This window comes from Pseudoalteromonas sp. BSi20480, from assembly GCF_000241365.1.
GTDB lineage: Bacteria > Pseudomonadota > Gammaproteobacteria > Enterobacterales > Alteromonadaceae > Pseudoalteromonas > Pseudoalteromonas marina.
On record NZ_BADX01000181.1, the window covers coordinates 1 to 13,043 of the forward strand.

At 37.1% G+C, this 13,043-nt stretch carries 16 protein-coding genes; all 16 read left to right on the forward strand.

The window, feature by feature from the left end:
- The coding region (locus P20480_RS00350; protein ID WP_033025944.1) for a 2Fe-2S iron-sulfur cluster-binding protein at positions 1-1,690 on the forward strand (1,690 nt) is incomplete at its 5' end.
- Between the two features lie 4 nt (positions 1,691-1,694).
- A complete protein-coding gene (locus tag P20480_RS00345; protein ID WP_008133160.1) occupies positions 1,695-2,444 on the forward strand; it encodes a hypothetical protein in 750 nt (249 codons plus the stop codon).
- A gap of 29 nt (positions 2,445-2,473) precedes the next feature.
- Complete coding sequence (locus P20480_RS00340; protein WP_238530330.1) at positions 2,474-3,232, forward strand: cytochrome c3 family protein; 759 nt, start codon at positions 2,474-2,476, stop codon at positions 3,230-3,232.
- A 17-nt stretch (positions 3,233-3,249) separates the two neighbouring features.
- Positions 3,250-4,473, forward strand: coding sequence for a hypothetical protein (locus P20480_RS00335; RefSeq protein WP_008133164.1), 1,224 nt, complete (start codon positions 3,250-3,252; stop codon positions 4,471-4,473).
- Positions 4,474-4,605: 132 nt separating this feature from the next.
- Positions 4,606-5,007 carry a hypothetical protein gene (locus P20480_RS00330; RefSeq protein ID WP_008133166.1) on the forward strand — a complete coding sequence of 134 codons (402 nt, stop codon included), beginning with the start codon at positions 4,606-4,608 and terminating at the stop codon, positions 5,005-5,007.
- A gap of 190 nt (positions 5,008-5,197) precedes the next feature.
- Entirely contained in the window at positions 5,198-6,385 is a 1,188-nt protein-coding gene (locus tag P20480_RS00325; RefSeq protein WP_008133168.1) for a hypothetical protein, read from the forward strand.
- 11 nt (positions 6,386-6,396) lie between these two features.
- Positions 6,397-6,942, forward strand: a complete 546-nt coding sequence (locus tag P20480_RS00320; protein ID WP_008133170.1) for a c-type cytochrome — start codon at positions 6,397-6,399, stop codon at positions 6,940-6,942.
- 296 nt (positions 6,943-7,238) lie between these two features.
- Positions 7,239-7,646, forward strand: coding sequence for a MerR family DNA-binding protein (locus P20480_RS18915; RefSeq protein WP_033025945.1), 408 nt, complete (start codon positions 7,239-7,241; stop codon positions 7,644-7,646).
- Complete coding sequence (locus P20480_RS00315) at positions 7,639-9,903, forward strand: heavy metal translocating P-type ATPase (protein ID WP_008133172.1); 2,265 nt, start codon at positions 7,639-7,641, stop codon at positions 9,901-9,903. Before P20480_RS18915 ends, P20480_RS00315 begins: the two co-directional genes overlap by 8 nt.
- Positions 9,904-9,921: 18 nt before the next feature.
- Complete coding sequence (locus P20480_RS00310; protein WP_008109738.1) at positions 9,922-10,278, forward strand: cupredoxin domain-containing protein; 357 nt, start codon at positions 9,922-9,924, stop codon at positions 10,276-10,278.
- A gap of 19 nt (positions 10,279-10,297) precedes the next feature.
- Positions 10,298-10,642, forward strand: a complete 345-nt coding sequence (locus P20480_RS00305) for a DUF2933 domain-containing protein (protein ID WP_008133175.1) — start codon at positions 10,298-10,300, stop codon at positions 10,640-10,642.
- Positions 10,632-11,297 (forward strand): methyltransferase family protein, encoded by a 666-nt coding sequence (locus tag P20480_RS00300; RefSeq protein WP_008133176.1) that lies wholly within the window; start codon positions 10,632-10,634, stop codon positions 11,295-11,297. Before P20480_RS00305 ends, P20480_RS00300 begins: the two co-directional genes overlap by 11 nt.
- Positions 11,281-11,679, forward strand: a complete 399-nt coding sequence (locus P20480_RS00295) for a hypothetical protein (protein ID WP_008109744.1) — start codon at positions 11,281-11,283, stop codon at positions 11,677-11,679. Before P20480_RS00300 ends, P20480_RS00295 begins: the two co-directional genes overlap by 17 nt.
- A gap of 11 nt (positions 11,680-11,690) precedes the next feature.
- A complete protein-coding gene (locus P20480_RS18920; protein ID WP_033025946.1) occupies positions 11,691-12,062 on the forward strand; it encodes a hypothetical protein in 372 nt (123 codons plus the stop codon).
- 25 nt (positions 12,063-12,087) lie between these two features.
- Positions 12,088-12,438 (forward strand): hypothetical protein, encoded by a 351-nt coding sequence (locus tag P20480_RS00290; RefSeq protein ID WP_008109746.1) that lies wholly within the window; start codon positions 12,088-12,090, stop codon positions 12,436-12,438.
- 100 nt (positions 12,439-12,538) lie between these two features.
- The gene (locus tag P20480_RS00285; protein ID WP_008133179.1) at positions 12,539-12,889 is read left to right on the forward strand and encodes a hypothetical protein; all 351 of its coding nucleotides are present in this window, start codon (positions 12,539-12,541) and stop codon (positions 12,887-12,889) included.
- Positions 12,890-13,043: the final 154 nt, after the last annotated feature.

Genomic DNA, 13,043 nt, shown 5'->3' on the forward strand with positions numbered 1-13,043 from the left:
AGATCTCTACCCTACATTAATGCGCCTATCGAAACTTCCTCCTCACTTGACCGATGAAGTACTTCAAAAAGCCATAAATAGAATGCAAAAAGGTAATCAAATAATGGTAGACGGCTTTATGTCGTTAGCTAATGCCGATGGTCAGCAAAACTATTCTGAAATGCAATCTTCTATAGAAAAAATAGAGCAAGGTTTAAGTCAATACAATAGTGGTTTAGCTACCAAAAGGGCGATAGCAGAAGGGCAGGAACCAAGACGAGTCGCTCTTCAATGGTTTAAAAGTCAAATGAATCTATTACCAACAGCGCCTAAAAGCGAGCAATCAAATATATTTGGAATAAGCATATTTCACTTGGGTGTTATGACTATTTTGTTTTTATTTGCGTTTGTTTTTATTTGGGTATACGCCTATAAAATGAGACGAGCATCTGCGCTGTTAGAAGAATTAAAGATAGCTCCTGTCAATGAGCCGCAAGTGATAGAAAATGAAAATAAGAAAGAAGTTTCTGAAAATTTAAACACTAGCCCCACGTTTGATAAGTCTAGTGAGTTGAATGGAGCATTGGTTACTAGTAATGAATCTACTGATTTTACTTCAAAGAAAAAGGGCGTTTTCACTGGTACTGTATATGTCATCGGAATATTTAATGAAACACATGATGTAAAAACTATTAGATTGGCATCTTTAGCTGGGGAACCTCTACCATTTAATTATGAGCCAGGCCAGTTTGTTACTTTTTCTCTCAATATCCCTGATCAGCCTAAAGTAATAAAACGCTCTTATACCATTGCCTCGTCACCCACTCAGAGAGATTATTTTGAAGTAACAATAAAGAGAGAGGAGCAAGGCTTAGTCTCTCGCTTCATGCACGACAACGTTTGCATAGGAGATGCGCTTGAAATAAAAGCACCTAATGGTAAGTTCTACTTCAACGGAAATAATGAAGAGAACATTGTCTTAGTATCTGGTGGCGTTGGGATTACCCCCATGATGAGTGCCGTCAGATATTTAACCTCTACATGTTGGAAAGGAAATATCTATTTTCTTTTTTGTGCAAGAACATCAAATGACTTTATTTTCGAACGAGAATTAAGGTATTTACAATCTCGTCATAAAAACTTACATGTCTTAGTGAGCATGACACGAGTTGAAGGAACTGCTTGGATGGGACCTCAAGGTAGATTTACTTCTCAATTGGTAAACGACTTTGTTCCAGAGCTATCGGAAAAAACTGCTCACATCTGTGGGCCTCCACCGATGATGGATGCTATGAAAAATATGCTTATTGAGTTAGGTATGATGCCTCAAAGAGTGAAAATTGAAGGTTTTGGTGGTAGTAGCCCTGTGAAGAAAGAAAATAAACCACAAAGTCCTATCATGGGGAATATAGATAAAAATACCAGTATCAAAGCTGAAGCTATTAATAATGGTTTTGAAGTGTCCTTTACTCAGTCAAATAAACATGCAAAAGCAGCAGAAGGAGAAAGCATTCTTGATGTTGCAGAAAATTTAGATGTTGATATTGATAGCTCTTGCAGAGCAGGAAGCTGTGGCTCATGTAAAGTCAAGTTACTCGAAGGGCAAGTAGAAATGGATGTGGATGATGGCCTAGAGGTTGATGATAAAGAAAATGGTTACGTATTAGCTTGTCAATCAATACCCAAAACCCCTGTAAAGGTGGAGATATAAAGTTATGGCAAATCAAGAACGGAGAATTGTCGCCAGTTTAGTGTTGCTGATGATCGTGCTATGGGGTGGATTTGTTTGGCACAGTTCACCACGTTTTCCTGGCAGTTTTAGTGGAAGTATGCTCGGAATAATAGCCGCCTTTTTGTTGTTTTTTCCTTTAATTTACTTAGTGATCAAGAGAAATAAATCAATAAAAACCTGGGTGACCAAGAAGGTTCCTATGTCAACATTATTGGTTTGGCATATTTATGCTGGGGTGTTAGGACCAATCATAGGATTACTACATAGTGCTCACCGTTTTGATAGTTTACTTGGTATTCTATTGGTGCTCTTAATGATGCTAGTTGCGATTAGTGGTTTCATTGGACGATATATACTTAGCTTAATATCGTCAAAATTAAAAGATAAGAAAAAACTAAAAGAAGAATTAAAAAATGAATTAAAAGATGAACAAATTGAATTGCATGACCGATTTTGTTCGAAACATATTAACGCTATGCCAAGTGATTTAAACTCACACTCTCCATCACTCTTTTCAACTAGTCTTGGCTTAGGTCGAACTAGCAATGAGAGAAGAATTTTGCGATTGGTCGATGCAATATCAGATATTGAATACAGCATTCGTATTCATGATACAGCAAAGCTTTGGTTCAAACGGTGGTTAAAATTTCATATATCTATTTCCATGATCTTATATGTGCTCATAATTTTTCATATTACTGCTGAAATTTATTTTGGTTTGAGGTGGTTATGATCAAATATATTTTTGGTGGAATTATAGCAGTGATTATAGCTGCGTTGGTAAGTCACTATTACCATTCGAGTGAGTTACCCGATATAAATTGGGAAATGACCGTTATCCCTGGAGATTTAAGTGAAGCCCATTCCTTTTTAGAAGATGATTGTCAAAGTTGTCATACGCCAATAACGGGGGTTACTCGTGAAAATTGTGTTGTTTGTCATGCCAATGATACTCAAATAATCCAGCGTCAGCCTACTTTGTTTCATGTCGATATAGCTGAATGTAATTCATGTCATATGGAGCATCAAGGAAAAGCAGCACGCATATCTACAATGGATCATGAGGCACTCTCTGATATAGGTTTACGCATGTTACCTGAAGATAATACCCCGTTTGATCAAGGCACGGCTGTGCAAAAGCTTTTCAAAGAAATGTTATCGGATAATCGAAAAGTGGATCCGCTACTTATTAATCCGCATGTTAGTACAAAAGAAGCGTTGCTTAATTGCGCTACTTGTCATGCTAACGATGATAGGCATTTTGGGTTGTTTTCAGATGATTGTGTACAATGTCATAGCACTGAACAGTGGTCTTTATCTTCATTTGTTCATCCATCAAACAAGTCAAACGACTGTAATCAATGCCATGAGGCACCACCTAGCCACTATATGAAACATTTTAAAAAGATATCTGCAAAGGTTGCAGGGGAGCACAAAGCACCTGTAGAAGAATGTTTTGCTTGTCATCAAAATACCTCCTGGAATGACATTAAAAAAGCTGGCTGGTATAAACACCATTAATCTTTGGAGTATGAAGTATGTTGCATAACGGTATTGCAATTTTCTTTTCATTAGTTGTAGTTATAGTTTTGTTTAATAAACGGTTTCGCTTATCGCAACAATGGAGGGCGACCGTAACTCCTTTAGCTTCAATCATTGGCAGTGGATTTTTAATTGTTGCACCACTACTGCATGCCACTATGGGAAAGTGGGCATTAGCTGGAATTGTAGTTTTATCACTGTTTTCATTAGCTTTGGGAGCTATTATTCGCTTCAACATACTTCATGCTGAGCAATATTTAGTTGAAAACCCTAATGGATCTATTGCAAAGCTAGAACAGGTTGGTCAATGGTTTCTTGGAGGGGCATATGCAATATCTGTCGCTTTTTATATCAGCCTGTTTTCTGCATTTGTTTTTGACCGCCTTGGTATTGAAAATTTGTATATTGTAAGGGTTGCCACAACTGCGGTATTACTTTCGATAATGGCTGTAGCTTGGATTAGAGGTGCGAAAGGTTTAGAAGCTATAGAGCTTTATGCTGTGACCATCAAACTTTCTATTATAGTTGGTGTATTGGTTGCTTTGTTTACTTATGATATATCGACAGGTAAGGCTTGGTTTGAACATTCAGCTGCTCAGAGTTTAAGTAAATTTGAAATAATTAGCATGCTGGCTGGAATGCTGATGGTTACACAAGGGTTCGAAACAACTCGTTTTATGGGGGCAGAATATTCAGCAGCTCAACGTATAAAGGCAGTCAAATATTCACAAGGGATCGCAATTGTACTGTATGTCATTTTTATAGGGTTAACCTGTCCAATATTTTTAGAATTTCCTATTGTTGAATTAAATGAAACTACGATTAGCCATACATTAGGCAAAGCTGTTTGGGTCTTACCTATTCTGCTTTTAATTGCTGCAACAGCAAGCCAACTAAGTGCTGCACTAGCCGATACAATAGGTGGTGGAGGTCTAGTTAGAGAGCTTCTCAAATCTAAAATTTCAACTAATATGGGATATATGTTAGTGGTCATTTTAGCAATTATTTTGGTCTGGACTTCGAATGTTTTTGAAATAATTAATTTCGCTTCTAAAGGGTTTGCTCTTTATTATTTAGTCCAGACGCTAATTACAACAATGCTATTGCTTAAATACAAGAATAAAACAGGGAGAGTATGGCTAAAAATCATTGGGAGCGCGTTCATAGCTGCTTCTCTCGTATTTGTAATTCTCTGGTCTGTACCTGCGCCACATGGTTAATTGGATGATGAAAGATAGTAACCATAATTATTTTAAGGGATTGTTCGAATGCTTGATTTCAATCAATATTATCAGAGCAAATATGCTATAAGTTTATAGTGAAGTAACATACTAGCGAGGATAGAACTGTCCATGGGACAACGTTTGAATTGGCTATTTTATATTTTGATATATTTGTCTGTAAATGGACAAGTATTTGCTACAGCTATTCATTTGTGTTCTGAAATGGCCATAACTTCTAATGCACTTACAGCTCTAAACAATACAGTTAATATCCATGATCATCATGATGATGGGCACCAAGTAAAGCCTGAAAGTAAGCATGCTAATCATGATTCAAAAACAATGGATAACTGCCATTGTATAGATTGTGATTGTATGCAAGATTATACAGGGGAGGCAAACTCTTCATTAGTTCAAGATATTAATATATCAGGTTTTCTACCTGTAATTTCGAAGGTTACTAAAAGCTTAATTCAAAACTTTATATCGCAAACTCGATCTAATCCTTATCGCCCTCCAATATTCGCTTAATAGGGATCAGTGTGCCTATTTTTAGGTAACTGACTTCCATTAATTCAAAAAAGTTTAGAGCACCATGAAAACTATGATGGGTTTGCGTAAAAGTAAAGTGTGTTCTTTTTGCTCTATAACTAATTCTTATTTTTAAATTAAATCAGTGTGATGAATAACTCACGCCAACACAAAATATTAAGGTGATACCATGAAAAAGGTACTTCTCCAATCGGCAGTTGCAGCAGCCATTTCAATGTCTTTGATGACAACTGCTACCGCACAAGAAAGTTCTGCTTTAGATATTGGTCGTTTAGCATTGGCTGGTTACGGTGACGTAACTTATGCATACCAGCCAAATATGAAAGATGAAGAAGGCAATGATACTCAAAATAATGTAGTTGCACGGTTTGTTCCTATTTTCTTATTCCAATTATCTGAAAAAATCCATATTGAAGCAGAGTTAGAATTTAGCACTAATGCGGAAGGGGAAACTGAAACAGAACTTGAATATGCAAATATGCATTATTTCTTTAATGATAATACCATTATTACTGCGGGTAAGTTTTTACTACCTTTTGGGCAGTTTGCTGCCAACATTCATCCTAGTTGGATTAATAAGGCCGCAAGTAATCCTGGTATCTATGGTGGACATGGAGGTAATGGTTCTTTAGCTGGCGTTACCTATATCATGAATGATACTGGTGTTAACGTTTCAAATACTTGGGACCTCGGTGATGCAGGGCGAATATTTACCGACTTTTATGCAGTAAGTGGTCCCCGGCAGGAAGCCGGTGACCATGGTGGCGGTGTAGAAATAGAATCTAAAAAAGGTGACAACAACGACTCGATGGCATTAGGGGGAAGAATCGCTTATGCGTTTTTACCTGAATGGGAGATAGGGATGTCTTATTATAGTGGGGCGTATAGTGACGATGGAGATCTAAATTATAGCGCATATAACATAGACTTTAACTGGATTGGAAGTTACTCCAGTGTTCGAGGGGAAATTTTTGGTTCTACAGCGGAAACAGAAGGTGAAGACGAGGGCGAAGAAGAAGGCCATGGTGAAGAGTGGGTAAAAGACTTCGATAAAAGTGGTTGGTACATTCAAGGAACCTGGCAGGCTAGACAACTAGGTAAGTCGTGGTTAAACCCTGTTGAATTTGTTGTACGTTACTCTGATATTGAATCTGATTTTGATGGCAGTATTGAACATGATTTTGAAGAAGATGGAGGGAAAACCGGAAGTCGAATTTACTACGGTGTAAATTATTGGTTAGAACCTAGTGCAGTATTAAAACTAGGTGCGGAAAGTACTTCAATAGAAAACGAAGAAGCGAGTCATACATCCGTACCTGATGACCGAATTTTCTTACAACTAGCTTTCGGATTTTAAGGAGAACCATTATGAAATCAATAAATTTTGTGTTCACAATTATTGTATTAACTACGAGTGCTTTTTCTATTAAGGCACAACACGTCAATGATCCTTCTTTAGTAGCAAAAGGAGCTAAGGTTTATAGTGAAAATTGTGGTCGTTGTCACAATGCACGTCCCGCTGAAGAGTATTCTAAGAAAGAGTGGTCAGTGGTTATTCCTCATATGAGAGCGAAAGCGCATATGACTGGCAAAGAAGCACTTGCTGTAGAAGCCTTTTTAGCCAGCACATTGACAGCGGATGTTAGACATGCTGAAGAGTATACAAAACCAAATGCCCCAAAAAAGTCGGGAGAGGAATTGGTTACCCAATTTGGGTGTCAAGGCTGTCATCAAATCAAGGGAGAAGGTGGTAAGTTGGGTCCAGCATTAGATGGAGTCGTCGCAAGTAAAGGAGAGTCGTTTGTTTTTAAAAAACTAATAGATCCGAAATTTAACAATGCGGCTTCAGCTATGCCTAAATATCCGATGAATAAGGACGATATTAAGGCAATTATAGGGTTTTTAAAGGAGTAAAAACTTAACTATAGCTGTTGAATAGTTGCGGTAAACATATTGTTTTTAAATATGTTTACCGTTAAATGAAGGTGCAAATAAGAATAGACATTAAATACGCATATCGATTCAACCTTTTTAAGCTGTTAAGCCTAATTTTGGTAGTTAATTCTCCCATTGTTAGCTATTGCATCCTAGGCTTAGCAGTTTTTTAAATCCTTTTAGATTATGACTTGACCTGTGTCTTAGACACAGTCGTAAGCTAAACATAGGTTTTAGAAATACCCTGTTTATATATTTGAATAAGGAATGATGGGATGAAAGTATCTCAGCTTGCAAAAGTATTGAATACAACGCCTGATACAGTCCGCTACTACAGTAGGATTGGACTTATCATGCCTATTAAGAATACTGAAAATGGTTATAAGAGTTACAACCAACAAGCTCAACAGCGACTGAAGTTTATTCTTAGTGCCAGACAGTTAGATTTCTCCGTTGAAGAGATCAAAGAAATCCTGTTAGTTGCTGATAATGGCAGCACAGCTTGTCCTTTAGTTCGGGAAATCGTTGAGCATAGATTGGCTGAAACAGAGAAAAAATTTAATGATGCCTTAATATTGAGGAATGTCTTAAGAAGTGCAATTGATGACTGGAAGAGTAAACCTGATAAATCCCCTACAGGAGATATGCTCTGTCATTTAATTCAAGGATGTAATGATGAATAGCGTAGAGAGTAGAATTAAAGACACCAAAGCTCAAGAGTTGATTATTGATGGAGCTGGGTGTGCAAGCTGTGTAGGAAAAATAGAAACAGCATTGAAAAATGTTAATGGCGTAGATAATGCTCAGATGAACTTTGCATTGAGGACTGTTGTTGTTGATGGAGAAGTTGATTCAGAGGATCTTGTGCAAGCCATAGAATCAATAGGATACAATGCAAGGAGTGCAGAAGATACAAGTGATGATGAACTATTAGATGAGAAGGAAATTGCAGACCAAAAATACTATACAAGTTTAATGAGACAAATGTGGATAGCCTTGGGCCTTGGCGTACCGTTGATGATTTATAGTATTGCAGGTGGCCCAATGACTGTTGAAACTACGTTGGAACGTGGTATTTGGTTATTTATAGGGATCTTATGTGCAGCCATTATGTATTTTGCAGGTAAGCATTTTTATGTTGGTGCTTGGAAATCTTTTGTAAATCATAGTGCAAATATGGATACGTTAATTGCTCTGGGAACCGGTACTGCATGGATTTATTCTATGGTAGTTGTTTTCTTTCCCATGGCTGTTCCAGAAATGGCAAGGCATGTTTATTTTGAAGCTACTGCAATGATCATCGGATTGATTGATTTAGGGTTAGCATTAGAAGTAAAAGCGCGAGGAAGAACAAGCGAAGCAATTAAGCGTTTAATTGGGTTACAAGTAAAAACAGCACGAGTAGTTCGTGATAAGAAAGAAGTCGATATTGCTATTGAGCAAGTTTTATTAAATGACATTGTTCGAGTACGCCCAGGAGAAAAAATTCCTGTAGATGGCCTCGTCATTGAGGGACACACATCGATAGATGAGTCCATGTTAACAGGTGAGCCTATGCCTGTAGCAAAAGAAGAAGAAGATGAGGTCGTTGCAGGAACATTAAATAAGACGGGTTCAATTCTTTTTAAAGCGACAAGAGTAGGTAAAGATACTGCGTTAGCACAAATTATTAATATGGTGAAAAGAGCACAAAACTCTAAGCCACCAATTGGGCGCTTAGCAGATGCTATATCTGCCTATTTCGTGCCCGTTGTTATGATCATCTCTATTATTAGCGCTTTGGTATGGCTTAACTTCGGTCCTGATCCCGCGCTAGCCTTTGCGGTTGTCTCTGCAACCACGGTTCTAATTATTGCTTGCCCTTGTGCTTTAGGTTTGGCTACACCAATGTCAGTGATGGTTGGTGTAGGTAAGGCTGCTGAAGCTGGTGTTTTGATTAGAAATGGAGAAGCATTACAAACAGCATCAAAAATTACCGCGATGATTCTCGATAAAACGGGAACTATTACAGAAGGTTCTCCTACGGTAACCGATATTCTCGTTGCTGATAAATCCTATACAGAAAAATATATCTTAACGATAGCCTCTAGTATTGAAAGCAGATCTGAGCATCCACTTGCACAGGCTATTGTTGATTACGCGATAGCACAAGAGATCGATCCTGAAGATATAAGTGATTTTCAAGCTATAGCTGGTCACGGTATAGAGGCAAAACTTGAAGATCATAATTTACTCTTCGGTAATCAAAAGTTGATGTTTAAAAAAGGCGTGTTTTTAGGAGAATTTGTTTCAAAAGCACAAAAATTAGCTGATGAAGCTAAGACACCAATGTACCTCGCTATAGATAATAAACTTGCAGCAATTATAGCTGTATCTGATCCAATCAAAGAAGACTCGATTGAAGCGATCAAAAGGCTGCAAAGTAGTGGTATCAGAGTAGTTATGCTTACTGGCGATAATAGAGCTACTGCAAATGCAGTAGCAAAAAAAGTCGGTATAAAAGAAGTGTTTGCTGAGGTACTTCCAGAAGATAAGTCAAATAAAGTGGCGGAATTACAAGCCCAAAATGAAATCGTTGGTATGACAGGAGATGGTATTAATGATGCCCCAGCATTGGCATTGGCCAATGTTGGATTCGCCATTGGTACTGGAACCGATGTGGCAATTGAGAGTGCTGATATCACCTTGATGAGAGGATCACTCCATGGCTTAGCTGATGCAATAGCTGTCAGTAAGGCAACGCTTAGGAATATCAAACAAAACCTGTTTGGTGCATTTATTTATAACGTTGCAGGGGTTCCATTTGCAGCAGGTCTACTTTATCCATTTTTTGGATTGTTATTAAACCCAGTAATTGCAGGTGCTGCAATGGCTTTCTCCTCACTAACGGTTGTGAGTAATGCAAATCGATTGAGATTGTTTAAGCCGCAAGAACATTAAAGAAAAGGAAGAAATGACATGATGATCATTAATTTATTTGGGTTGGTACTTATAGCGTTAATTATCTGGTGGTTTTGGTTATATAAACCAGCAAAAGCAATTGATTCTACTATGGAAAGTGTAACCGTTATCGTAAACAACGGTGTTTATGACCCCTCTAGAATAATAGTAGCAAAAGGTAAAGAAACGACTCTCAATTTTCTTCGAAAAGACGGGAGTCCTTGTGCAGCAACAGTCATTTTTCCTGATTTTGAAGTCAGTGAAGAGTTACCTGTTGATGAAAATAAAGCGATTGAATTACCTTCTATGGCACCGGGTCAGTATCCGTTTCATTGTCCAATGAAGATGTATAGCGGCACTTTGATCGTTGAGTAGGAATATTTGGAGGACGAACATGAGCAATAAACAAAAATCTTTTTGGTCAACACCTACAGGATGGGCAGCACTTGGTTTAATAGGGGCTGCTAGCTACTTCTTATTAGTTGAGCATCAGCAACACTTCTTTGAATATTTACCATTCTTAATTCTTTTATTGTGTCCTTTAATGCATGTCTTTATGCATGGCAGTCACGGACATGGTGACCATAAAGGTCATGAAGAAGAAGCTTCAGCACCAAAAGAGCCAGAAACATTTCAAGAGCTGACAGATAAAAATGAAGCTTACAGAGATGGGTATTTGGAAGGATTAAAAACAGGTAGAGAAGAAAGTAATAAGACGGAGAGTGACAATGAACGGTGAATCTGATTATGGCATGTGGACATTAGTGCTTTTGAATTCAGCAATTTTTATCTTTTTTGCATTTAGTTTTGCAAAGCCACAAACAAAAACTGATTGGCGAACTTTAGGTGCTTTTTCTGCATTCATCGTTGCTCTATTTACAGAAATGTATGGATTTCCATTAACTATATATTTTCTATCAGGCTGGTTGACCGAAAACTATCCAGGAATAGATTTTTTAGCTCACGATAACGGTCATTTGTTGCATACCATTTTTGGCTTTGAAGGCAATGCACATTGGGATCCTCTGCATATTGCAAGTAATATCCTAATTGTTTCTGGATTTTTTATTCTTTCATCTGCATGGAACGTACTTCATCAAGCTCAAAAGACTGGCACGTTAGCTGTGTCAGGTTGGTATGCACGTTGTCGTCATCCCCAATATGTCGCCTTTATTCTAATCATGTTTGGTTTTCTACTTCAATGGCCAACAATACCGACCGTAGTAATGTTTCCAATATTACTCGTAGTATACGTTCGACTTGCCAATAAGGAAGAAGCCAAGGTTATCAGTGAATTTGGTGATGAATACTTGAACTATATGTCTAAAACTCCCGCTTGGATACCCAATTTTTCAAATAAAACACAAGGAAAATCAAATGAAAAAATTAGTTAATTTAGTCGCTGTTATAAGCATTTTGTCTACCACTATTGGTGCTTCAGCTATTGGTGCAGAGATGAAAAAAGGCATGCATAACAATATGGCAATGTCCCATGAAAATATGGAAAAAATGCATAACAACATGCTTGCGATGAAGCAGCAAATGTTATCAGTAAAGCAAGAAAGTGATCCTGAAAAGCAGCAAGAAATAATGCATAAGCATCGAAAATCTATGATTAAAATGATGCAAATAATGCACAGAAGAATGGCTGATAAGCCCATTGAGCAACAAATAAAGATGGCAGAACATCATCTTGAGATGATGAGCAATATGATGCCTAAAATGGGGTCAAGCAAAATGTCTGGTAAGAAATCAACAAATAAACACAACCACTAAAGGAGGCCGTGATGACGGATTTAGCTCATAGAGTTGGAGTTAGAGAAAATAACTTGGTCGTTAGAAACCTGAAACTATCAAATGTAACTAGTGAAAATATTGATGCTTTGATAGAAGAAATAGATCAAATGTTCGGCCTAGACGAAGTTTCATTCAATAGAAAAGAGGAAGAAATTCATTTGGCTTACGATGCTGTCAATTTGGACCTTGATGGTATAGAGGAAGTCATCAGAAAGCATGGTGTAGATATACACGATGATTGGTGGACTCATACAAAGGAAAGTTATTACAAATTTTGTGATCAAAATGTAAAGGATAATTTCAAACATGAGCCATGGAGTTGTCATAAAACTCCTCCAGGTTCAATTAAAAGAAAACGTTAATCTTAAACTTAAAAAGGAAAATATCATGTTAAAAAATATATCTAAAAAAATAGCTTTAGTTGCTTTTGCAATTGTACTTACGGGCTGTGCAAACAGTAATTTCTCACATAATTACTTAATGAGAGGTCAAGTTGTTTCATCGTCAACTGATAATATGGTTGTATGCCTTGGCTTAGATGATGGAGCAGAAGTTGGACAAGAATTAACTGCCTATCGATTTTTTGAAACAGGTAACATTGGGGAAGGAGATGAGACTGTCGAAAGAAGAAATATTGGCAAAGTTAAAATTGAAAAAATAATTAATGAACACTATGCCAAAGTAAAAGTGATAGAAGGAAATGTAAAAAAACACGATATGGTGCAATTAAACAAATAGAAAATGTAGTTTGTAAGTAATCTTGTTTTTATTCATTTAAATAGTATCGAATTAAATAATAATTCGATACTAATGACCAAATAAATAAAAGGAAAATAATATGTTAAACAAAATTTCTAAATTAGTTGTCGTTGTAGTTTTTGGCTTGATTGTTTCTGGTTGTGCAAATAGCGATTTTTCGCATAGGTATCTAATGCGCGGCCAAGTAATCTCTGTAACTGATGGGGACATATATGTTTGTGTTGGCCTAGATGATGGTGCACAGGTGGGGCAAATTTTAGAATCTTACAGTTATGTAATGAATGACGATAATGACGAAGGAGCTGATTTCTTCAAACGGCAAAAAACAGGTCAGGTAAGAGTTGAAGAACTTGTTGATGATCACTTTGCAAAAGTTAGCGTGTTAGAAGGTGTCGTTAAGAAACACGATTTAGTCTTGTTAATTCAATGATGAATATCCTATTACGTGGTACGAGTAGTTTGGTGCCTACGTTTTTTTATTTTCACACCTTACTAGGAGTCTTGTTATGGAAGGTTTATTTTCATTTTTACTATTCGCTGGACTTTTTTATTTCATGATGCGTCACGGCTGTGGTGCTCATATT